Consider the following 23,074-nt stretch of genomic DNA (forward strand, 5'->3'; position numbering starts at 1 on the left):
CTACCTTTCTTAAAGCGACGAGTATTTCTTGCGCAGACGCTGACGGATCAGCTCGGCGAGGGTGTTCATGACGAAGGTGAACAGCAGCAGCACCAGCGCCGAGAGGAACAGCACGCGGTAGTGGCTGCCGCCGACTTCCGACTCCGGCATTTCCACCGCGACGTTGGCCGCCAGGGTGCGCAGGCCTTCGAACAGGTTCATTTCCATGACCGGGGTGTTGCCGGTGGCCATCAGCACGATCATGGTTTCGCCGACCGCGCGGCCCATGCCGATCATCAGCGCCGAGAAAATGCCCGGGCTGGCGGTGAGGATCACCACGCGGGTCATGGTCTGCCACGGCGTGGCGCCCAGGGCCAGGGAACCCAGGGTCAGGCCGCGCGGCACGCTGAACACGGCGTCTTCGGCGATCGAGTAGATGTTCGGGATCACCGCAAAACCCATGGCCAGACCGACCACCAGGGCGTTGCGCTGGTCGTAGGTGATGCCCAGGTCATGGGAGATCCACATGCGCATGTCGCCGCCGAAGAACCAGTTCTCCATGAACGGGCTCATGTACAGCGAGAACCAGCCCACCAGGATGATCACCGGGATCAGGATCGCGCTTTCCCAGCCATCCGGCACCTTGAGGCGCACCGACTCAGGCAGGCGGCTGAAGACGAAACCGGCCACCAGGATGCCGATCGGCAGCAGCATCAGCAGGCTGAAGATGCCCGGCAGATGGCCTTCGACGTAAGGCGCGAGGAACAGGCCGGCGAAGAAGCCGAGGATCACCGTCGGCATCGCTTCCATCAGCTCGATCACCGGCTTGACCTTGCGGCGCATGCCCGGAGCCATGAAGTAAGCGGTGTAGATCGCCGCGGCCACCGCCAGCGGCGCCGCCAGCAGCATCGCGTAGAACGCTGCCTTCAACGTACCGAAGGTCAGTGGCGAAAGGCTCAGCTTGGGTTCGAAGTCGGTGTTGGCCGCGGTCGATTGCCAGACGTATTTCGGCTCGTCGTAGTTCTCGTACCAGACCTTGCTCCACAGCGCGCTCCAGGACACTTCCGGGTGCGGGTTGTCGAGCACCAGCGGTTGCAGCTTGCCGCCGGCTTCGACGATCACCCGGTTGGCCCGTGGCGACAGGCCGAACAGGCCTTCGCCCTCGACCACCTGGTCCACCAGCAGAGTGCGGTGCGCGGTGCTGTGGAACACGCCGAGCTTGCCCGAGGCGTCCAGGGCGACGAAGCCCTTGCGGCGCTCTTCGGCGGTGATTTCGATGATCGGCGTGGTGCCCATCTGGAAGGTACGGATCTGCTTCAGGCGCAGTTCGCCGTCCGGGTCGCGGGCCATGAACCACTGGGCCAGGCCGCCCTTGGAAGTGCCGATGATCAGCGAGATACCGCCCACCAGCTGGGTGCTGGCCGTCACTTCGGCATCGGCATCCTCCAGCAGTTTGTAGCGACCGTTGAGGCTCTTGTCGCGCAGGCTGAACACGTCGGCCTGGGCACGCCCGTTGATCACGTACAGCCACTGCTGGCGCGGGTCGATGTACATGGCCTTGACCGGTTCGGTCATCTGCGGCAGCTCGATGCGGTTCTGCTCGCTGGTGACCTCGCCGGTCATCATGTTTTCTTCGCGGGTCAGCTGCAGCACGTGCAGTTGCGCGCCGCTGGAACCGGCCACCACCAGCGCCGAATCGGTGGCGTTGAGGTTGACGTGCTCCAGGGCACCGCCCTGCTCGTTCAGCACGATCGGGGTTTCGCCATAAGGGTATTCGATGGCCGGCGAGATGGTTTTCTTGCCTTCCGGGTAGCTGACCTTATAGGTGTGACGGAACACCAGCGCCTGGCCGTTGGACAGACCAACCACCACCAGCGGGCTGCCCGGCTGATCCTTGCCGATGGCGGTCACGGTGGTGCCGGCCGGAATCGGCAGGTCGACGCGGCGCAGCTCGGCACCGTTGTCGATGTCGAAGAACAGTGCCTGGCCCTTGTCGGAAACCCGCATACCGACCTGGTTCTGCTCTTCCAGGGAGAACATCAGCGGCTTGCCGGCGTCCTGCATCCAGGCTGGCGTCAGCGGGTCCTTGGCGGTCAGGTCGGCGCCCTGGAACAGGGGCAGCACGACATAGGCGAGGAAGAAGAAGATCAAGGTGATCGCGGCCAGCACGGCCAGACCGCCGACGAGGACGTACCAGCGGGTCAGGCGATCTTTCAGCGCGCGAATGCGGCGCTTGCGTTGCAGCTCAGGCGTATTGAAGTCAATGCGCTTGGGGGGAGAAGTCGGAGTCATGGTGGAGTTGGCCAGATCATTCATGCGCACACCCTAGCGATCCTGTATGACAGAAAGATGACAATGCAGTGACGCAACAAATCCGCCGCGGAGCAGAGCTGGCAGCGGATCGAAAATTGGGGGGTGTAGGAGCGAGCTCGCTCGCGATGGGAGCCGCCAGACACAGATGCTGCGTTGGCCTCGCCATCATGTCGCGAGCAAGCTCGCTCCTACAGGGTCCGGGACAGGCCCGGACCTAGGGTGTTACTTTTTTACGACTGCAGCGCCTTCCTGCAGGCCCAGGTCAGCCAGTGCCTTGGCGGCGACTTTGGCTGGCAGTGGGATGTAGCCGTCTTTCACTACCACTTCCTGACCCTGTTTCGACAGAACCAGTTTCACGAACTCGGCTTCCAGCGGGGCCAGAGGCTTGTTCGGGGCCTTGTTGATGTACACGTACAGGAAGCGCGACAGCGGGTACTTGCCGTTCAGGGCGTTTTCTTCGGTGTCTTCGATGAATTCGCTGCTGCCTTTCTTGGCCAGGGCCACGGTCTTCACGCTGGCGGTCTTGTAGCCGATGCCCGAGTAGCCGATGCCGTTCAGCGAGGAGCTGATGGACTGGACCACCGAAGCCGAACCAGGCTGTTCGTTGACGTTAGGCTTGTAGTCGCCTTTGCACAGGGCTTCTTCCTTGAAGTAGCCGTAGGTGCCGGATACCGAGTTACGACCGAACAGCTGGACCGGCTTGTTGGCCAGGTCGCCGGTCACGCCCAGGTCGCCCCAGGTCTTGACGTCGGCCTTGGCGCCGCACAGGCGGGTCGACGAGAAGACCGCGTCAACCTGTTCCATGGTCAGGTGCTGGATCGGGTTGTCCTTGTGCACGAACACGGCCAGGGCGTCCACGGCAACCGGGATAGCGGTTGGCTTGTAGCCGTACTTCTGCTCGAAGGCAGCCAGTTCGGTGTCCTTCATCTTGCGGCTCATCGGGCCCAGGTTGGAGGTGCCTTCGGTCAGCGCAGGTGGCGCGGTGGCGGAGCCAGCGGCCTGAATCTGGATGTTTACGTTCGGGTATTCTTTTTTGTAGTGCTCGGCCCACAGGGTCATGAGGTTGGCCAGGGTATCGGAGCCGACGCTGGACAGGTTGCCCGACACACCAGTGGTCTTGGTGTAGCTCGGGATAGCAGGGTCAACAGCGGCAACCGCGTGGGCAGTCGCAACGCCAGCAGCGACAAAAGTCATTGCCGCCATCAAACGCTTCAGTTTCATGCCTTACTCCTAGCAGATAGGGTGTGTTAAGTCGGGCCAAGTATCTGTAGGCCGTGTGAACACTCTATGGCTGAAATATGACAATTAGATGAAAGGCCAGCATTCGCGATGGAAGGCTGGCCTTTCTTTATTAAGAGGGGGCAAAAGATATTTGTAGCCGCTGCCGCAGGCTGCGATAGGTCCGCAGGACCTCCAGGGCCCTGAAGATCGCCGCGCCCCTTCGGGTCGTTCGCAGCCTTCGGCAGCGGCTACAGGGTCACAGGATCAGCGATCCTTTTTCCACAGGTACAGGCCGACCAGGATCCCGATGCTGCAAATAATTGCAACATAATAGGCCGGGCCCATCGGGCTCTCCTTGAGCAGCGCGGTCACCACCATCGGCGTCAGGCCACCGAAGATCGCGTAGGCCAGGTTGTAGGAGAACGACAGGCCGCTGAAGCGCACCACCGCCGGGAAGGCCTTGACCATCACATACGGCACCGCGCCGATGGTGCCCACCAGCAGGCCGGTCAGCGCGTACAGCGGGAACAGCCAGTCCGGGTGATCCAGCAGGCTGTGGTAGAAGGTCCAGGAAGTCGCCAGCAGCAGCGCGCTGCCGAACACGAACACCCGGCCGGCGCCAAAGCGGTCGGCCAGCGCACCGGACGCCACGCAACCCAGGCTCAGGAACACGATCGCCAGGCTGTTGGCCTGCAACGCGGTGGTCGGGGAGAAGTGATAGACCGTCTGCAGCACGGTCGGGGTCATCAGGATCACCACGATGATCCCGGCGGACAGCAGCCAGGTCAGCAGCATCGAGAGAATGATCGCGCTGCGGTGGTCGCGCAGCACCGCGCGCAGCGGCACTTCCTCGGCCAGGGCCTTGCGCAGCTGCAGCTCGGCGAACACCGGGGTTTCGTGCAGCCAGCGGCGCAGGTACACCGAGAACAGGCCGAACACGCCGCCGAGCAGGAACGGAATCCGCCAGGCGTAATCGGCGACTTCGCCCGGGGTATAGATGCTGTTGATCGCGGTGGCCACCAGCGAACCCAGGAGGATGCCGGCAGTCAGGCCCGAGGTCAGGGTGCCGCAGGCGTAGCCGATATGCCGCTGCGGCACATGCTCGGAAACGAACACCCAGGCGCCCGGCACTTCACCGCCGATGGCCGCGCCCTGGATCACCCGCATCAGCAGCAACAGGATCGGCGCCCACATGCCGATCTGCGCGTAGGTCGGCAGCAGGCCCATGATCAGGGTCGGCACCGCCATCATGAAAATGCTCAGGGTGAACATCTTCTTGCGCCCGAGCAGGTCGCCGAAGTGCGCCATGACGATCCCGCCCAGGGGCCGGGCCAGGTAGCCGGCGGCAAAGATGCCGAAGGTCTGCATCAGGCGCAGCCACTCGGGCATGTCCGCGGGGAAGAACAGCTTGCCGACCACCGTGGCGAAGAACACGAAAATGATGAAGTCGTAGAACTCCAGCGCGCCGCCCAGGGCGGACAGCGACAGGGTCTTGTAGTCATTGCGGGTCAACGGACGAGCAGGTTGCGCGGGCTGCGCGACGCTCGAAGGCACAGTGGTCATGGCAAGGGCTTCTCTTATAGTCGGTTCTGGAAGCCGCAACAGCGCTGGTTGTGGCCTGGCAGGTTCGGCACGATAGCAAATTGTTCGAAAAAGCACATAGACGGGCACAATTGACAATCAAAATCAGAACCGGATGGTCGTCGCCGAGCCTGTCGACCGATATACTCGCAGGCATTGGAGCAACGCCGCCCCGGCAAGGGTTGCTGTGCGAAAACGCCGCTGGGCGCCCCAGGCGCCGACTGGGCCAGCCGGTTTCGCAGAGTTTCCCTTTAGTACGCCTTACGAAGAACGTGACGAACGTAGTATGTTCGGGCTGAATCGTTTTTCCTCAAGACGGCTATTCACCTGAAGTACCAATGAAGAGTCACGGGTCAGAGGCACCCCCGGCATGATAGAGCTCGAACAAGAAGATCCGATCCCGCAAGGCGACCTGGCCTTGCAAATCACCGCGCTTCCCCGCGAAACCAACGGCTTTGGCGATATTTTCGGCGGCTGGCTGGTGGCCCAGATGGACCTGGCGGGTACCGCCATGGCCAGTCGCGTGGCCGGCGGGCGTGTCGCCACGGTCGCCATCGACCGCATGGCATTCCTGGTGCCGGTCGCGGTCGGCGCGCAGCTTTCCTTTTATACCCAGACCCTGGAAATCGGTCGCAGCTCGATCCAGATGATGGTCGAGGTCTGGAGCGACGATCCGTTGTCCAGCGAATGGCGCAAGGTCACCGAGGCGGTGTTCGTGTTCGTTGCCATCGACGGCAGCGGCCGCACCCGCTCGGTTCCACCCAGGGCCCGTTAAATTCGGCGTGGGTTAAACCCGGCGGCTGTTACGTGGTCCATAGCAGCCCTGCTTTTGAACGAGAACAGCACCATGCCTACCCCTCACGTTGAAACGGTGAAACTGGATGAACTGAACTGCTGGCGCATCCGCCACGGTCAGGCCGAACTGCTGGTGGCCCAGCAAGGCGCGCACATCCTCAGCTATCAATTGGCCGGGCAACCGCCGCTGATCTGGCTCAACGACGAGGCCGTGTTCAAGACCGGCAAAAGCATCCGCGCCGGCGTTCCGGTGTGCTGGCCGTGGTTCGGCAACTTCGCGCGCAACCCGCAAAGCGTCCAGGCCATGCGCCAGGGCAGCGAGCCGGCCGGCGCCCACGGCCTGGTCCGCGCCACCGACTGGGAACTGCTGGGCATCCAGAGCGAAGGCGAAAGCCTGCTGGTGGAGCTGCAACTGCCGATCCCCGAAGGCGGGCTGCCAGGCTGGCCGCACCAGGTCGAGCTGAAGCTGAGCATCCGCCTCGATGAGCAACTGCACATCAACCTCACCAGCCACAACCTGGGCGACGACACGGTCACCATCAGCCAGGCGCTGCACAGCTACTTCGCGGTCAGCGATGTGCGCAAGGTGCATGTCGAAGGATTGGACGGCCTGAATTACATCGAGACCCTGGATGACTGGAAGACTGCGCAACAGTCCGGCGACCTGCATTTCACCGGCGAGACCGACCGTATCTACCTCGACCCTCCGCCACAGCTGAGCATCGTCGACCCGGCCTGGGAGCGACGCATCCAGCTGACCAGCAACGGCTCGCGCTCGGCGGTGATCTGGAACCCGTGGATCGCCCGCGCCAAGCAGTTCAGCGACATGGCCGACGATGGCTGGCAACGCATGCTGTGCATCGAGACCGCCAACGTGATGGATGACGTGGTGACCCTGGCGCCGGGCGCCAGTCACACCCTGGGCGTGAGCGTTACCAGCGTACCGCTGTAACGCCGTCTTACAGATCCGACTCCTGCACCACCCGCACTTTCTGCGCATCCAGCGCATAGGCCGCGTCGGCCAGGTCGTTACTGACCGTCTCGATCTTCAGGTGGCCGGTCACCCACAGCGGCGTGTAGATATCGTCCAGCTTCACGCCCTTGGGGAAACGCACCAGCACCAGTTGATTGGGCGGCGGTGGCGGCACATGGATGCAGGCGCCCGGGTAAGGCACGAGGAAAAACAGCGTGCTGCGCCCCTTGGCATCGGACTCCAGCGGCACCGGATAACCGCCGATGCGAATGTCCTTGCCGTTCATGGCCGGCACGGTCTTGGTCGAATACATCACCGCCGGCAACCCCTTGCTCTGCTTCAGGCCGCCCTTTTCGGTAAAGGTGCCATTGGCTTCGGGGGAGTTGTGATCGATTTCCGGCATTTGCTCGAGGGCTTTCTGGTCCGACTTGGGCATCAGTTCAAGCCAGTCGGTTTCCGGCAGTTCGCCGGCATGAGCCAGGCCCGGGCCCAGCAGAACAAGAGTCAACAGAAGACGGCGCATGGAGGAGCTCGGCAAGAAAGGGACAAGACAACGCCGGGCATTCTAGCCCTCTCTACCTGCGCAGCAGAGAGGGCTTTGTCGCTAAATCAGTTCTTTTTGACCAGGCCGTAGACCACCAGCAGCACGACCGCGCCAACCAGCGCGCCGATGAAGCCCGCGCCCTGGCCCGCCTGGTAGATGCCCAGGGCCTGGCCGCCGTAGGTGGCTGCCAGCGAACCGCCGATACCGAGCAGGATGGTCATGATCCAGCCCATGCTGTCATCGCCCGGTTTCAGGAAGCGAGCCAGCAGGCCAACGATCAAGCCGATAAAGATGGTTCCAATAATTCCCATGGCATTTCCCTCTGTATGAGTTAGGTATGCCAAAGCCTAGCCAGCGCCTTGGCATCCTGCCATCAGAGAACGGCGGCCCCAATTGGTTCCACCGCGGCCTCAGGAAGTTATTCGGCGAGCAGCGCTTCGACCTTGAGGATCTGCGCCTCGAGGGTCGCCCTGTCCTTGCAGCGCAGGTTGGCGTGACCGACCTTGCGCCCGACCTTGAAGGCCTTGCCGTAGTGATGCAGGTGGCAATCGTCGATGGCGATGACTTTCTCCACCGCCGGCACTTCGCCGATGAAGTTGATCATCGCGCTCTCGCCGACCTTGGCGGTCGAACCCAGCGGCAGGCCGGCAACAGCCCGCAGGTGGTTTTCGAACTGGCTGCACTCGGCGCCTTCGGTGGTCCAGTGCCCGGAGTTGTGCACCCGTGGCGCGATCTCGTTGGCCTTGAGGCCACCGTCGACTTCAAAGAACTCGAACGCCATCACCCCGACGTAGTCCAGCTGCTTGAGCACGCGGCTGGAATAGTCTTCGGCCAGGGCCTGCAGCGGGTGATCGCTGCTGGCCACGGACAGCTTGAGGATGCCGCTGTGGTGAGTGTTGTGCACCAGCGGGTAGAAGCGGGTTTCGCCATCGCGGGCGCGCACGGCGATCAGCGAGACTTCGCCGGTGAACGGCACGAAGCCCTCCAGCAGGCACCCCACGCTGCCCAGCTCGGCGAAAGTGCCGACCACGTCTTCAGGGCTGCGCAGGACTTTCTGGCCCTTGCCGTCGTAACCCAGGGTGCGGGTTTTCAGCACGGCCGGCAGGCCGATGCTGGCCACGGCGGCCTCCAGGTCGGCTTGCGACTGGATGTCGGCGAACGCCGGGGTGGGAATCCCCAGATCCTTGAACATGCTCTTCTCGAACCAGCGATCGCGAGCGATGCGCAGGGCTTCGGCGCTCGGATAGACCGGGACGAACTGCGACAGGAAGGCCACGGTTTCCGCCGGCACGCTTTCGAACTCGAAGGTCACCAGGTCCACTTCGTCAGCCAGCTGGCGCAGGTGATCCTGATCGCCGTAATCGGCTCGCAGGTGTTCGCCCAGGGCAGCGGCACAGGCGTCCGGAGCCGGGTCGAGGAAAGCGAAGTTCATCCCCAGCGGAGTGCCCGCCAGAGCCAACATGCGACCCAGCTGGCCGCCACCGATTACACCGATCTTCATCGTCAAAAACCTCAGGCGATGCGTGGGTCTGGATTGTCCAGGACGCTGTCTGTCTGCTCAGCGCGGAATTTTTTCAGCACAGTATGAAATTGCGGATGCTTGGCGCCAAGGATGCTAGCCGACAGCAATGCGGCGTTGATCGCGCCGGCCTTGCCGATGGCCAGGGTGGCGACCGGAATGCCCGCGGGCATCTGCACGATGGAGAGCAGCGAGTCGACGCCCGAGAGCATCGACGACTGCACCGGAACGCCCAGCACCGGCAGGTGGGTCTTGGCCGCGCACATGCCTGGCAGGTGGGCCGCGCCACCGGCACCGGCGATGATCACCTCGATGCCCCGCGCTTCAGCCTCTTCGGCGTACTGGAACAGCAGGTCCGGGGTGCGGTGGGCAGAGACCACTTTCACCTCGTAAGGGATGCCGAGCTTTTCCAGCATATCGGCGGTGTGGCTAAGGGTGGACCAATCGGACTTGGAGCCCATGATCACGCCAACCAATGCACTCATCGTCGTGCCTCTTCTCTCTGGGCGCCCGCGGGCGCGTCAAAAACAACAAGCCACGCAGAATGCGTGGCTTGAATGTACGAATTATGGCCGGACGAACCGGCCGAAGGCCGCGCAGTATACCGAAAAAGGTGAGTTAAACGCACTTTTGCCGACCATCTGTCATACACCATGTTTCAAGCGCAAAGCGGCGGTTTTATTGACTTCGGGGTCAGTCAGCATGGGCCAGGATCGTTGCCAGATTCCTGTAGCCGCTGCCGCAGGCTGCGATCGACGGCGAAGCCGACGCAAAGGGGGTATTCCCAATCCTTCAGACAGACCGCGTCGCCAGGTTTTTCGGCCCCTGCGACGGAGTGCCGCCCAGAGCGAGCGCAGCCTGCGGCAGCGGCTACAGGTCAGGTGTTGCCTGTGCCCTGCGCCGCGCCGCCTTCGAGCTTGCGCCACAGCAGCCGGACGTTGGCCTTGCGCACCAGGGCGCAGCGGTACAGGCGGATCTCCAGCGGCACATGCCATTGCGCGCCGCCACAAACCACCAGTTCGCCGCGGGCCAGTTCGGCGCGCACGCTCAGGTGCGGCACCCAGGCAATCCCCAGGCCTTCCAGGGCCATGCTCTTGAGGCTGTCGGCCATGGCGGTTTCATAGACCGTGGTGAACCGCAGGTTGCGCTGGCGCAGCAGCTGGTTCACCGAACGCCCGAGAAACGCCCCGGCGCTGTACGCCAGCAGCGGCACGCTGGCCTCGCCTTCCAGATCGAACAACGGCTTGCCGGCTGCATCCGCCGCGCACACCGGCAGCATTTCGGTCTGCCCCAGGTGCAGCGAAGGAAAGATTTCCGGGTCCATCTGCATGGCCGAGTCCGGGTCATAGAAAGCCAGCATCAGGTCGCAGCCGCCTTCGCGCAGAGCATGCACGGCGTCGCCGACGTTGGTCGCCACCAGCCGCGTCGCGATATTCAAGCCTTCGTTACGCAGCTGGGCGATCCAGCGCGGGAAGAACCCCAGGGCCAGGGAGTGCGCCGCGGCGACCTGCATCACTTCGCCCTGCCCGCCTTCGAGGTGATGCAAGTGCCGCAGCACTTCGCCCAGTTGCTCGACCACCGTGCGCGCGGTCACCAGGAACAGCTGCCCCGCCGCCGTCAGTTCGATCGGCGTGCGCGAGCGGTTGACCAGGGTCAGCCCCAGCGCCGCTTCCAGGCTGCGGATCCGCCGGCTGAAAGCCGGCTGGGTCACGAAGCGCCGTTCGGCGGCCTGCGAGAAGCTGCGGGTGGCGGCCAGGGCACTGAAGTCCTCGAGCCATTTGCTTTCCAGATTCATCACGTCCTCCCGGGGAACGCACCATTTTAGGTCACACGCTTGCCGCGCAAGCGGCGTCACACGGACATTATGCCGTTTATGCATAGGCCAGTGTTTAACAGCATTGGCCCAAATTTTCCCGCAGGCCTAGGATTCGCAGCGTTCCGGCACCGACCGGGTCCATATCGAGATGATTTCTATCATGTCCTCCGCTGCATCTTTCCGCACAGAAAAAGACCTGCTTGGCGTACTCGAAGTACCTGCTCAAGCGTATTACGGCATCCAGACCCTGCGAGCGGTGAACAACTTCCGCCTCTCCGGCGTTCCGATTTCGCACTACCCAAAACTGGTCGTGGCCCTGGCAATGGTCAAGCAGGCAGCTGCTGACGCCAACCGCGAGCTGGGTCACCTGAGCGAAGCCAAGCACGCTGCCATCAGCGAAGCCTGTGCCCGTCTGATCCGCGGCGACTTCCACGAAGAATTCGTGGTGGACATGATTCAAGGCGGCGCTGGCACTTCGACCAACATGAATGCCAACGAAGTCATCGCCAACATCGCGCTGGAGGCCATGGGCCACAGCAAGGGCGAATACCAGTACCTGCACCCGAACAACGACGTGAACATGGCGCAGTCGACCAACGACGCCTACCCGACCGCGATCCGCCTGGGTCTGCTGCTGGGCCACGACGCGCTGCTGGCCAGCCTCGACAGCCTGATCCAGTCGTTCGCCGCCAAGGGTGAAGAATTCAGCCACGTCCTGAAGATGGGCCGTACCCAGCTGCAAGACGCCGTGCCGATGACCCTGGGCCAGGAGTTCCGCGCCTTCGCCACCACCCTGAGCGAAGACCTGGCCCGCCTGAAGACCCTGGCGCCGGAAGTGCTGACCGAAGTGAACCTGGGCGGTACCGCCATCGGTACCGGCATCAACGCCGACCCGCGTTACCAGGCCCTGGCCGTCCAGCGCCTGGCCACCATCAGCGGCCAGCCGCTGGTACCGGCCGCCGACCTGATCGAAGCCACCTCCGACATGGGCGCCTTCGTGCTGTTCTCCGGCATGCTCAAGCGCACCGCGGTCAAGCTGTCGAAGATCTGCAACGACCTGCGCCTGCTGTCCAGCGGCCCGCGTACCGGGATCAACGAGATCAACCTGCCAGCGCGTCAGCCAGGCAGCTCGATCATGCCCGGCAAGGTCAACCCGGTGATCCCGGAAGCGGTCAACCAGGTGGCGTTCCAGATCATCGGCAACGACCTGGCCCTGACCATCGCGGCCGAAGGCGGCCAGCTGCAACTGAACGTGATGGAGCCGCTGATCGCCTTCAAGATCTTCGACTCGATCCGCCTGCTGCAACGCGCCATGGACATGCTGCGCGAGCACTGCATCACCGGTATCACCGCCAACGAGCAGCGCTGCCGCGAACTGGTCGAGCACTCGATCGGCCTGGTCACCGCGCTGAACCCGTACATCGGCTATGAAAACGCCACCCGTATCGCCCGCATCGCCCTGGAAAGCGGCCGCGGCGTACTGGAATTGGTGCGCGAAGAAGGCTTGCTCGACGACGCCATGCTCGCCGACATCCTGCGCCCGGAAAACATGATTGCCCCGCGTCTGGTCCCGCTCAAAGCCTGACCAACGCCCGCCCTGGCCAAAGGGCACTGCTCACCAGGTCGAGGGACTAGACACCTCTCACCTTTTGAGGGCTTGGAGATTCTTCTCCAAGCCCTTTTTTTTTGCCTGCCGTTCTCCCTCCCGACCTCCCGCCGACGCTCGTCATTAAGATCGCCACGCCCGCTTCGCGGCCGATCGCAGCCTTCGGCAGCGGCTACACCATCGGTCCTGATCGAACATTGGCTCCGTAGCCGCTGCCGAGCCCGCGAGGCTGCGATCGCTCTGGGCGGCACTCCGTCGCAGGGGCCGCAAAAACCTGACAGCACAATCTGCCTGGCAAACCACTCGCTTTAAACAAGCACACTCCCGCGGCGCGGAGGATAATCGGCCCTCCGCCCAATCAGACACCGAGGCACCACCGTCGATGGACCCGACGCAAATCCAGGCGATACAGCAACTGCGCAGCTTGATCCCCGTGGGCCTGCGCCATGCCCAGGCCTTGCTCGAACGCTGCGCGGGCAATCCCCAGCAAGCCGCCGAGCTCTACAAGTCCGAGCTGTTGCCGCTACTGATGGACAAGTCCGGCCTGCCTCCCGAGCAAGCCCGGGAATACCTGCACAACGCCGGCTACGACCTGAACCGTGCCCTGCACGCTATAGAAGAAGCACGCTTCACCCTGACCCAGCGCATCCTGCGCAAGCATCACCGAGACAAGGGCCGGGCCCTGGACCTGATCGCCCAGGCCATCGAAACCGAGGAGCGGCTGCCGCGCCAGTACTGGCTGGCCTTCGAGCCGCTGGAACAACTGGCACCGGCACCGCGCTGCTTCATGGTGCTCCACGAGTGGCTGGCCTTTGAGGACTGGGAAGGCTTTGACAGTGCCCTGCACTTTCACCTGCCCCAGGCCATCGTCCAATTCAGGCACCTGCAACTGGACGCCCTGGCGGACACCCTGGAACAGGCCGATCAGCGACAGAAATACCTGAGGGCGAGCCATGCCGGGAGCGACAGCCCCACCGCGCTGGCCGCGCGGATCAATCAGGACCCGCTCTTCAACAGCCACCAGGACGCCTACGACCGCTACCGCGCGCTGCTCGACGAGCGCCTGTTCGAGTGGGTGGAACAGCATATACGGCAGTTTCCAGCCTGAGCGGCAAGCGGCCGGGGCTTTACCTTGAGCAACACCAAGGGCGGCAAGAGCACGCTGGCCTGGAAGCAGATCGCGCACCTGCGGGAAACGCCCGCCTTCTACACCGTGGCCAGCGCCGAGCTGGAACATAAGGGCCTGGTCTGCCGCATCGCCAAACACAGTGACCTCATGCCGCCCCAGGAGTATCGACAAGGACTGCAACAGTTCTTGAGCAAATGCCCGCCCAGAGCAGTTACAGCGTCGAGCTGAAAAAGTCCGGAATAACCCTGTCCGTGGAGCCCGGCCTGAGCCTGCTGGATGTGCTGCTCGAAGCCGGCTGCGACATCGACCACAGCTGTCGCGAAGGGGTCTGCGGCTCCTGTGAAACGCGGGTGGTGGAAGGCGAGATCGACCACCGCGCCGGCGTGCTGACCAAGGCCGAACGGACAGCCAACCGATCGATGATGGTCTGCGTCTCCGGCCGCAAGAGCCGGCGCCTGGTGCGGGATCTCTAGCGCGCTATGTAATTGCTACGTAACGGTTACGTAATTGCTACGTAATCGTTGCGAGGCAAAGGCTGTACGGCAGTTGCGTACCGCCAAACCCACAAAACCACTGAGAATCTGCAAAACCGCTGTTGTAGCCGCTGCCGAGCCTGCGAGGCTGCGATCGGTTGCGCAGCAGCCGCAAAACCTGCCAACCGCGCTTCCATTGATACATCGCGGCGCCCGGATGGCGGCCCCTGCGGTGCCGTTCGCAGCCTCGCCAGCTCGGCAGCGGCTACAGCCGGATGATGAAAAAACCAGAGCGGCTGGGACGACTCGCCGATGTACACCGTGGGCGCGCAGTTCCTGGGCCCGGAACGCCAACCCCTACGGCGGCGCGGAGAACGGCAGCGGCTTCACCAGCACCAGCTCGGTGGGCAGCAACCAGTGGTACTACCGGACCAACGTCAATATCGGCTACTACTTCTGAGGCCCGCGGCCGGTCGACGCTCCTGCGTAAACGCAAAGGTGTCGCCGGTACATGAGCGACGGGAATCTTCCGTAGGAGCGGCCGGTCGACGCTCGATTGCTCGCGATAGCCGCAAAGCGGCGCTCCACCTGCCCCACCGCGTGATCGTCGACCGCCACCGGCGCGCCTGCGCAAGCGCGCCGAGGCGCTTGCGCAAGAACCGATTCAGCCCCTTTCCCCGCCTGCCGTTCCTCGGCTCGACGCGCTACATGCAGACGGCGGGCGCGCGCACCGGTATAGTGCGCCCCCTCTTCACGTGGGCGGCCGTCGGTAACGAGGCTCAACCTCACGGGAAACCCGAACTAATAACAACCCGCGAATTGGAACCGGGACGAACACTCGCCCCACCTGTCGTGCTGCCCGCGCGACGGTGTGTAACTCGATGTTTCGGACCGCCCAGCTTCTGCCTTTGCAAAAAACAGCGAGGAATACTTCATGCTCGAAGTCATCAACGACTTCCTCTCAGGGAAAGTGCTGATCGTGCTCATTGTCGGGCTCGGTAGCTACTTCACGATCCGCTCGCGTTTCGTTCAATTGCGCCACTTCTTCCACATGTTCGCGGTGTTCCGCGACAGCCTCAAAGGCAGCGCCGGGCAGCTCAGCTCGTTCCAGGCCCTGATGCTCAGCCTCGCCGGCCGCGTCGGTGCAGGCAACATCGCCGGTGTCGGCATCGCCGTGACCCTCGGTGGTCCGGGTGCGGTGTTCTGGATGTGGGTGACCGCACTGGTCGGCATGTCCAGCAGCTTCTTCGAATGTACCCTGGCCCAGGTCTACAAGCGCGCCGATGGCGACGGCCTGTACCGTGGAGGTCCGGCTTACTACATCCAGCACGGCCTGAAGCTCAAAGGCATGGCGGTGGTGTTCTCGATCCTGCTGCTGGTCACCTACGGCTTCGCCTTCATCGGCCTGCAGTCCTACACCGTGACCCATTCGCTGCAAAACGCCTTCGCCTTCGATCCAAAGCACACCGGTATCGTCCTGGCCGTGCTGCTGGCCATCACCTTCATCGGCGGTATCAAGCGCATCGCCTCGGTGTCCGACCTGCTGGTACCGATCAAGACTCTGGCCTATATCGGCGTGACCCTGTACGTGATCGGCACCCAGATCGAACACGTCCCAGCCATGCTGGAAACCATCTTCAAGAGCGCCTTCGGTCTCGACCCGGCCTTCGGCGGCTTGCTCGGCAGCGCCATCGTCATGGGCGTGAAGCGTGGCGTGTTCGCCAACGAAGCGGGCCTGGGCAGTGCGCCGAACGTCGCCGCCGTGGCCGCCGTGAAGCACCCGGGCGCCCAAGGCGTGGTCCAGGCTTTCAGCGTGTTCCTCGACACCTTCGTGATCTGCACCTGCACCGCGCTGCTGATCCTGCTGTCGGGCTTCTACACCCCGGGCTTCGAAGGTGACGGCATCGTCCTGACCCAGAACTCGCTGGCCGCCGTGGTCGGTGACTGGGGCCGCATGTTCGTCAGCGTCGCGCTGTCGCTGTTCGTCTTCACCTGCATCCTCTACAACTACTACCTGGGCGAGAACAGCCTGCAGTTCCTCACCCGCAACCGCACTGCGCTGATGACTTTCCGCGGCCTGGTGCTGGCGCTGGTGGTCTGGGGTTCGATGCAGGACCTGTCGACCGTGTTCGCCTTCGCCGACATCACCATGACCTGCCTGGCCTTCGTCAATCTGGTGGCCCTGGCCATGCTGTTCAAGGTCGGCCTGCGTGTGATGCGCGACTACGATGAGCAGCGCCGCGCCGGCGTCAGCCAGCCAGTGTTCGACTCCAGCAAATTTACCGATCTGGACCTGGACCTGAAGGCCTGGCCGACCAGCCCGTCGGTTGCTGCCGAGGCCGACGTTCAGCCGCAAGGCATTCCCGCAGCGCAACGCTGATCGGGTAAAAAACCGGGCGCATGTCTTGCGCCCGGCGTGACACAAGCGGCGGTCAGCTTCATGCTCGACCGCACGCTGTCATCGTTCCGGAGACTCCCCAATGAATGCCAACACCTATCCTGCCGCGCAGCACGTCATGGTGCTCTACACCGGCGGCACCATCGGCATGCAGGCCAGCGCCCACGGCCTGGCCCCGGCCTCGGGTTTCGAGGCGCGGATGCGCGACTACCTGCACAGCCAGCCCGAGCTGGTGGTGCCCGACTGGCGCTTTCGCGAGATGGCGCCGCTGATCGACAGCGCCAACATGACCCCCGCCTACTGGCAGCGCCTGCGCGAAGCCGTGGTCGATGCGGTCGACGTGCAGGGCTGCGACAGCGTGCTGATCCTGCACGGCACCGACACCCTGGCCTACAGCGCCGCGGCCATGAGCTTCCAGCTGCTGGGCCTGCCCGCCCGCGTGGTGTTCACCGGCTCGATGCTGCCGGCCGGGGTGACCGACAGCGATGCCTGGGAAAACCTCGGCGGCGCCCTGGTCGCCCTCGGCCAGGGCCTGGCGCCGGGCGTGCACCTGTACTTCCATGGTGAACTGCTGGCGCCGACCCGCTGCGCGAAGATCCGCAGCTTCGGCCGTCATCCGTTCGCGGCGTTGCAGCGCCAGGGCGGCGGAGCCAAGGCGACCTCGATTCCGCCGCAATTGGATTACCGCCAGGGCAAGCAGCTGGCCAGGGTCGGCGTATTGCCGCTGGTGCCGGGCATCGCCGCCGAACAACTCGACGCCCTGCTGGGCAGCGGCATCCAGGCGCTGGTGCTGGAGTGCTTCGGCAGCGGCACCGGGCCGAGCGATAACCCGCAGTTCCTGGCCAGCCTGCAACGCGCCCGGGACCAGGGCATCGTGGTCGTGGCCATCACCCAATGCCATGAAGGCGGCGTGGAGCTGGACATCTACGAGGCCGGCAGCCGCCTGCGCGGCGTCGGCGTGCTGTCCGGCGGCGGCATGACCCGCGAAGCGGCGTTCGGCAAGCTCAACGCCCTGCTCGGCGCCGGCCTGGACAGCGCCGAAGTGCGGCGCCTGGTGGAACTGGACCTGTGCGGCGAACTGAGCTGACAGCGCGTCATCGTTCACCGTCATCGCGAGCAAGCTCGCTCCTACAGAAGCTCCACAGTCCCTTGTAGGAGCGAGCTTGCTCGCGATAGCCGCAACGCGGCGATCCAGCCGCCGCCCCACGCCAGCGTTGGAGTTTGTCGCTGGCGCGGCATACAAATTGCTCCGTTTTCAGCATCCCCCGGGCTGGAAACGGACATGCTGCACTCCCACCTCACCACCCTCAACGCCGTCTCGCTGGTGCTCAACACCTTCAAGGACCAAGGGCTGCCCAGTGACGCGCTGCTGGCCGGCAGCGGCATCAACGCCGCCGACCTGAGCCGCGCCGACACCCGCATCACCACCAACCAGGAAATGCTGGTGTGCGCTAACGCCGTGGCCCTGCAACGGGATATCGGCCTGGAGCTGGGCCGGCGCATGCACGTCTCCAGCTACGGCATGCTCGGTTATGCCCTGCTCACCAGTGCCACCTTAGGTGACGCTTTGCGCCTGGCGCTGCGTTATCCGGCGCTGTTGGGAACACTTTTCGAGCTGAGCCTGGAAGCGGACGGCGAGCTGATCTGGCTGACCGCCGCGGATTACCGCGAGAACCCGGCGCTGGCGACCTTCAATATCGAGTTCTGCCTGGTGTCGTTGAAGGTCATCTGCGACGACCTGCTGGGCCATCCGCTGCCCTTGCGCGGTGCCCGCTTCGACTACCCCGCCCCCGATTACCAGCGCCGCTATGCCGAGCGCTTCGACTGCCCGCTGCAATTCGATGCAGCCTGCAACGCCTTCGCCTTCGACCGGCGCTGGCTCGAACAGCCGCTGCCCCTGGCGGACGCCATCACCCACCAGGCCATGGCCGAGCGCTGCCGCAAGCAGAACACCGAATTCACCGGGCGCCAGGCCTGGCTCGGGCGCATCCGCCAGCTGCTGGCGGCGCAACTGGACGCCGCGCCGGGCCTGGAAGGCCTGGCCGAACAGATGAACTGCTCGGCCCGCACCCTGCGCCGACACCTCAAGGACCTGGGTTGCAGCTATCAGGAACTGCTCGACGAGCTGCGTTTCGAGCGGGCCAAGCAGATGCTCTGCGAGGACGACCTGCCGATCTACCGCATCGCCGAGGCCCTGGGCTTCAGCGAAACCGCGAGCTTCCGCCATGCCTTCGTGCGCTGGAGCGGCGTCGCCCCGAGCCAGTTCCGGCCCTGACACAAACCCCGGCATAAAACCGCCGATTGCATTACATTGCCGGCCTTTCATACCGGCAAGGGACTGCAAACGTGAACTTCTTTACAGGCATCGTTGCCAGGCACATCCGCTTTTGCGCGAACGGCCTGGCGCTGCTGATGCTCGCCATCGCCCCCGCCGTCCAGGCATTCGACCTGGACCTGGCCAAGATCAAATGGTGGCAAGTCTCCCGCGGTATCGTCCTGGACGAACCGGAAACCGCCACCCTGCAGATCAAGCCGTTCCCCCTGCCAGGCCTCGAGCAGCTTCCGGTGCGGATCGTGCTCAGCCAGTACCGCGGGCTGTTTTATCTCAACGCCTACCAGGACGCGCAGTACCAGCAGCGCATCTACAAGTCGCCGCCCTTGCCGCTGTTCAGCCCCGAGGAACTGCGGGCCTGCGTCTCGCCGGACGACCCGATCCAGGTCTCGGACAACTGGCCGCCGAGCAATCAACTCGAAGTCGGGCTGAGCCTGACGCCCTTGAGCTTCAACTGCATCAGCCCGGACTGGCAGCTCAGCCAGCGTTATCTGCTGATCGACCAGCGCTATCCGCAGCAGCCGATGCTGGCCATCAGTCACCGCCGCGACCTGACCCAGATGGACTTCACCCCATTGCAACCGATCGGTAGCGAGATCGAGCAACAGTGGCTGTACGCCCTGCAACGCTTTCCCCAGTGGTTCCGCCCCTTCAGCAGCGGCACGGGCCCGATCACCTTCAATGCCTATTCGCCAGCGGCCACGGCGGACGACGTCTGGACCCAGTTCCGCGAACTCCACGAGCAACTGCGCAAAGCCAAGGACAAGGGGCCGGGCATCCGCCAGGTGGAAGACTTCTTCGCCGCCCATGACTTTCGCACCATGGCCCTGGATCGCAGCGAATACCCGGGCCTGCTCAACGACATCGCCTACTGGACCAGCGAGGCCGGCCAGCTGAAAACTGCCCGCCCCTGGCTGTTGGAGGTGTTGCGCCGGGAACCCGGGCGCATGCCGACCTACCTCAACCTGGCCGACCTGGACTGGGCCCAGTTCGAACAACGGCCGCTGGACAACATCCACCAGGGCCGCGCCATCGAACGCTATCGGCTGTATTGCGGCATGCGCCTGCAACGCCAGTTGAGCGTGCCGCCGCGCGTATTGCAGCGCCTGGGCCTGAAATCCGCCAACCCGCAGGCGTGCCAGGGCTTCTGGCCGCTGGTGGCCGCTGTGGATGCTGGCGACGCGGCCGAGGTCCGGCGCTTGCTGGCCAGCGGCGTCAGTGGCGAAGTCATGGCCGATGACGGGCGCAGCGCCCTGCTGCACGCCCTGGACGCGCCAAACCTGGAGATCGCCCGACTGCTGCTGGCCCACGGCGCCCATACCAGCGGCCAGTACAAATGGACCACCCTGGCCCTGCAGGCCATGGAGCGCGACCTCAAGGACAGCCCTGACCTGAACCAGGGCGGGCGCCTGAAGTTCCTGCTGGAAGCCGGCGTCGCCATCGACGAACAAAACAGCCGGGGCTACACCCCGCTGATGCAACTGGCCGAGCAGAAGCGCAACCTCGAAGGCTTCACCTGGCTGCTGCAACACCCGCAGAACCTCGAACTGCGCACCGTGGATGACAACGAAACCGCACTGTACCGGGCGTTCTGGGGAAACAACTACGCGGCCATGAGGCAGCTGATCGAAGCCGGTGCCAATCTCAACCTGAGCTACGGTCGTGGCACCTGCTCCAACCAACAACCCGGCGGCCAGAGCCTGCTGACGTTCGTCGCCGACAAGACCTCCGCCGACGACAAGTCCCCCACTGTCAGCCAGCAGGAGACCCTGGACATGTTCACCCTGCTGCTGGAAAAAGGCGCCGATCCGAATGCCGGCCAGCGCTGCGAGAAAAACGGCCGCGCCCTGCTGCTGGGTATCCTCGCCCGGAAAAAACGCGAGGACATGCTCCAGGTGCTGCAGCGCTTCGATCAAGCGCCGCCCGCAAGCTGACCCCGCTGGCGCCCCGCAATGGGGCGCCGTGCTGTTTCAAGGGGCGAATTGCGGACACAGGTTTTGGCCATATCGATCCCCTTTTGGCCGCTCCTGCCGTTCTCCAAAAGCCCCGGCGCCGCAAGACTGTGAGCACCGAACCAGCCTGCGGAGAACAACAAATGCTGACGATCTACTCGGACGATCACCACCTGCACCACGGCCGCTGCGAACTGATCGACGGGCAGCTGATGCCCTGCTTCGAAATGCCGTCGCGCGCCGACCACGTGCTGGACCGCGTGAAGTATCGCAACCTGGGCCCGGTCGAGGCGCCCAGGGACTTCGGCCTGGGACCGATCGAACGCATCCACAGCCGCGCCTACCTGGACTTCTTCAAAGGCGCCTGGGAGCGCTGGGCGGCCCAGGGCATCGACGGCGACCTGCTGCCCTACACCTGGCCGGCGCGCACCCTGCGCAGCGTGATCCCCACGAGCCTGCACGGCCAGCTCGGCTACTACAGCTTCGACGGCGGCGCGCCGATCACCGCCGGCACCTGGCAGGCGGCCTACAGCGCCGCGCAAGTCGCCCTGACCGCCCAGGCGGTGATCCAGCGCGGCGCGCGCAGTGCCTTCGCCCTGTGCCGTCCGCCGGGACACCATGCCGCCGGCGACCTGATGGGCGGCTACTGCTACCTGAACAACGCGGCCATCGCCGCCCAGGCGTTCCTCGACCAGGGCCACAAGAAGGTCGCGATCCTCGACGTCGACTACCACCACGGCAACGGCACCCAGTCGATTTTCTACGAACGCAGCGACGTGCTGTTCACCTCGATCCACGGCCACCCGGAAGCCGAATTCCCGTTCTTCCTGGGTTATGCGGACGAGCTCGGCGAAGGCGCAGGCGTTGGCTTCAACTTCAACTACCCGCTGCCCGCCGGCAGCGGCTGGGACAGCTGGAGCGCGGCGCTGGAACAGGCCTGCGAGGAGATCCGCCGTTATGGCGCCGACATAGTAGTGGTATCGCTGGGCGTGGATACCTTCAAGGACGACCCGATCTCGCAGTTCAAGCTCGACAGCCCGGACTACCTGGCCATGGGGCAACGCATCGCCGCCCTGGGCAAGCCGACGCTGTTCGTCATGGAAGGCGGCTACGCGGTGGAAGAGATCGGCATCAATGCCGTGAACGTTCTCGAAGGCTTTCAAAGCGCCCAGTGAAGGAAACCCGCCACATGAACAGGCTCAAAAGCTACCTCGCGCCCGCGCTCTGCGCGGCGCTGCTGGGCGGTGCCGCACAGGCAGAAGAACGCACCCTGCGCGTCTACAACTGGTTCGACTACATCACCCCCAAGGCCCTGGAAGACTTCAAGGCCGAGAACAGCCAGGTCAAGCTGATCTACGACATCTTCGACACCAACGAGGCGCTGGAAGCCAAGCTGCTGACCGGCAACTCCGGCTACGACGTGGTGGTGCCGTCCAACGTGTTCCTCGCCAAGCAGATCGAAGCCGGGGTGTTCCAGCCGCTGGACCGCAGCAAGCTGCCGAACTGGAACCACCTCGATCCCAAGCTGATGCAGTTGATCGAGGCCAACGACCCGGGCAACCAATTCGCTGTGCCCTACATGTACGGCACCATCCTGATCGGCTTCAACCCAGCCAAGGTCAAGGCCGCCCTCGGCGAGAACGCACCGGTGGACAGCTGGGACCTGATTTTCAAGGAAGAGAACATCAGCAAGCTCAAGCAGTGCGGCGTGGCCCTGCTCGACTCGCCGTCGGAGATCCTGCCGCTGGCCCTGCAGCACCTGGGCCTGGACCCCAACAGCAAGCAGCCGGCGGACTACGCCAAGGCCGAAGCGCTGCTGCTGAAGATCCGCCCCTACGTCACCTACTTCCATTCGTCCAAGTACATGGCCGACATCGCCAACGGCGACATCTGCGTGGCGGTGGGGTATTCCGGCAGCTTCTCCCAGGCCGCCAACCGCGCCAAGGAAGCCAAGAATGGTGTGGTGGTGGACATGCGCCTGCCCAAGGAAGGGGCGCCGATCTGGTTCGACATGCTGGCGATCCCTAAAGGCGCGAAGAACCCGGACGACGCCTACACCTTCATCAACTACCTGCTGCAACCGAAGGTGATCGCCCCGGTCAGCGACTTCGTCGGCTACCCGAACCCGAACAAGGACGCCACCGAGCAGGTCGATCCGTCGATCCGCAACAACCCCAACCTGTACCCGACCGACGCGGCGATGAGCACGCTGTACACCCTGCGGCCGCTGCCACGGGACGCGGAACGGGCGCGGACCCGGGCCTGGACCAAGATCAAGGCCGGGACCTGATTACCCGGCGTCCGTAGGAGCGGCCGCTCGAACGCTCGATTGCCCGTGGCTGGCAGAGCGCCGCTGCGCGGCTTTCGCGAGCAAGCTTCGCTCCTACGGAGGAATGCGTGCTTCTGTAGGAGCGAAGCTTGCTCGCGATGAACGATAACGCGG

General features: G+C 64.1%; 19 protein-coding genes and 2 pseudogenes. 13 read left to right on the top strand and 8 right to left on the bottom strand.

From position 1 onward, the window contains the following. Positions 1 to 9: 9 nt before the first annotated feature. The 3 genes from BM019_RS25645 to BM019_RS25655 form a co-directional block, all read right to left on the bottom strand. Positions 10 to 2,295, bottom strand: a complete 2,286-nt coding sequence (locus tag BM019_RS25645) for an ABC transporter permease subunit (RefSeq protein WP_009041368.1) — start codon at positions 2,293 to 2,295, stop codon at positions 10 to 12. 219 nt (positions 2,296 to 2,514) lie between these two features. After that, complete coding sequence (locus BM019_RS25650; protein ID WP_092421331.1) at positions 2,515 to 3,513, bottom strand: phosphate ABC transporter substrate-binding protein PstS family protein; 999 nt, start codon at positions 3,511 to 3,513, stop codon at positions 2,515 to 2,517. Between the two features lie 264 nt (positions 3,514 to 3,777). Next, a complete protein-coding gene (locus BM019_RS25655) occupies positions 3,778 to 5,067 on the bottom strand; it encodes an MFS transporter (RefSeq protein ID WP_164485219.1) in 1,290 nt (429 codons plus the stop codon). Between the two features lie 397 nt (positions 5,068 to 5,464). Between BM019_RS25655 and BM019_RS25660 the strand changes: the two genes are divergently transcribed. Both BM019_RS25660 and BM019_RS25665 read left to right on the top strand, forming a co-directional pair. Continuing rightward, positions 5,465 to 5,869, top strand: coding sequence for an acyl-CoA thioesterase (locus tag BM019_RS25660; RefSeq protein WP_003229628.1), 405 nt, complete (start codon positions 5,465 to 5,467; stop codon positions 5,867 to 5,869). Positions 5,870 to 5,941: 72 nt separating this feature from the next. Beyond that, positions 5,942 to 6,841: a D-hexose-6-phosphate mutarotase gene (locus BM019_RS25665; RefSeq protein ID WP_092421622.1), complete on the top strand. Its 900-nt coding sequence runs from the start codon at positions 5,942 to 5,944 to the stop codon at positions 6,839 to 6,841. Between the two features lie 7 nt (positions 6,842 to 6,848). Here the strand turns inward: BM019_RS25665 and BM019_RS25670 are convergent, their stop codons facing one another. From BM019_RS25670 to BM019_RS25690, 5 genes are all read right to left on the bottom strand, one after another. Continuing rightward, positions 6,849 to 7,385 (bottom strand): DUF3299 domain-containing protein, encoded by a 537-nt coding sequence (locus tag BM019_RS25670; protein WP_009041371.1) that lies wholly within the window; start codon positions 7,383 to 7,385, stop codon positions 6,849 to 6,851. An 86-nt stretch (positions 7,386 to 7,471) separates the two neighbouring features. Next, positions 7,472 to 7,717, bottom strand: coding sequence for a GlsB/YeaQ/YmgE family stress response membrane protein (locus BM019_RS25675; protein WP_092421333.1), 246 nt, complete (start codon positions 7,715 to 7,717; stop codon positions 7,472 to 7,474). A gap of 107 nt (positions 7,718 to 7,824) precedes the next feature. Continuing rightward, entirely contained in the window at positions 7,825 to 8,907 is a 1,083-nt protein-coding gene (locus BM019_RS25680) for a 5-(carboxyamino)imidazole ribonucleotide synthase (RefSeq protein WP_085532795.1), read from the bottom strand. Between the two features lie 11 nt (positions 8,908 to 8,918). After that, positions 8,919 to 9,410: a 5-(carboxyamino)imidazole ribonucleotide mutase gene (purE, locus tag BM019_RS25685; protein WP_003196369.1), complete on the bottom strand. Its 492-nt coding sequence runs from the start codon at positions 9,408 to 9,410 to the stop codon at positions 8,919 to 8,921. A gap of 392 nt (positions 9,411 to 9,802) precedes the next feature. Further along, positions 9,803 to 10,720 (bottom strand): LysR substrate-binding domain-containing protein, encoded by a 918-nt coding sequence (locus BM019_RS25690; protein ID WP_009041373.1) that lies wholly within the window; start codon positions 10,718 to 10,720, stop codon positions 9,803 to 9,805. A 181-nt stretch (positions 10,721 to 10,901) separates the two neighbouring features. On the opposite strand from BM019_RS25690, the gene aspA reads away from it, so the two are divergent. The 11 genes and pseudogenes from aspA (at position 10,902) to BM019_RS25735 (ending at position 22,921) form a co-directional block, all read left to right on the top strand. Then, positions 10,902 to 12,326, top strand: coding sequence for an aspartate ammonia-lyase (aspA, locus tag BM019_RS25695; protein ID WP_007928510.1), 1,425 nt, complete (start codon positions 10,902 to 10,904; stop codon positions 12,324 to 12,326). Between the two features lie 403 nt (positions 12,327 to 12,729). Continuing rightward, positions 12,730 to 13,455 carry a hypothetical protein gene (locus tag BM019_RS25700; protein ID WP_092421335.1) on the top strand — a complete coding sequence of 242 codons (726 nt, stop codon included), beginning with the start codon at positions 12,730 to 12,732 and terminating at the stop codon, positions 13,453 to 13,455. Positions 13,456 to 13,479: 24 nt separating this feature from the next. Beyond that, the gene (locus BM019_RS30630) at positions 13,480 to 13,704 is read left to right on the top strand and encodes a hypothetical protein (protein ID WP_139217393.1); all 225 of its coding nucleotides are present in this window, start codon (positions 13,480 to 13,482) and stop codon (positions 13,702 to 13,704) included. After that, positions 13,677 to 13,949 (top strand): annotated as a pseudogene (locus BM019_RS25705) (2Fe-2S iron-sulfur cluster binding domain-containing protein); the annotation flags it as partial. The gene BM019_RS30630 and the pseudogene BM019_RS25705, both read left to right, overlap by 28 nt. Before the next feature lie 282 nt (positions 13,950 to 14,231). Further along, a pseudogene (locus BM019_RS31090) lies at positions 14,232 to 14,409 on the top strand (hypothetical protein); the annotation flags it as partial. A gap of 474 nt (positions 14,410 to 14,883) precedes the next feature. Next, on the top strand, positions 14,884 to 16,329 hold the full coding sequence (locus tag BM019_RS25710; protein WP_092421337.1) for an alanine/glycine:cation symporter family protein: 1,446 nt from the start codon (positions 14,884 to 14,886) through the stop codon (positions 16,327 to 16,329). Between the two features lie 100 nt (positions 16,330 to 16,429). Beyond that, a complete protein-coding gene (locus tag BM019_RS25715) occupies positions 16,430 to 17,434 on the top strand; it encodes an asparaginase (RefSeq protein WP_092421339.1) in 1,005 nt (334 codons plus the stop codon). A gap of 195 nt (positions 17,435 to 17,629) precedes the next feature. Next, on the top strand, positions 17,630 to 18,622 hold the full coding sequence (locus BM019_RS25720; protein WP_085532753.1) for an AraC family transcriptional regulator: 993 nt from the start codon (positions 17,630 to 17,632) through the stop codon (positions 18,620 to 18,622). 71 nt (positions 18,623 to 18,693) lie between these two features. After that, positions 18,694 to 20,613: an ankyrin repeat domain-containing protein gene (locus tag BM019_RS25725; RefSeq protein ID WP_092421341.1), complete on the top strand. Its 1,920-nt coding sequence runs from the start codon at positions 18,694 to 18,696 to the stop codon at positions 20,611 to 20,613. Between the two features lie 161 nt (positions 20,614 to 20,774). After that, positions 20,775 to 21,806: a histone deacetylase family protein gene (locus BM019_RS25730; RefSeq protein WP_062824201.1), complete on the top strand. Its 1,032-nt coding sequence runs from the start codon at positions 20,775 to 20,777 to the stop codon at positions 21,804 to 21,806. A 14-nt stretch (positions 21,807 to 21,820) separates the two neighbouring features. After that, positions 21,821 to 22,921, top strand: a complete 1,101-nt coding sequence (locus tag BM019_RS25735) for a polyamine ABC transporter substrate-binding protein (RefSeq protein ID WP_092421343.1) — start codon at positions 21,821 to 21,823, stop codon at positions 22,919 to 22,921. The last annotated feature ends 153 nt before the right edge of the window (positions 22,922 to 23,074 follow it).

This window comes from Pseudomonas sp. NFPP07, assembly GCF_900115645.1.
In the GTDB taxonomy this organism is placed as follows: Bacteria; Pseudomonadota; Gammaproteobacteria; order Pseudomonadales; family Pseudomonadaceae; genus Aquipseudomonas; species Aquipseudomonas chlororaphis.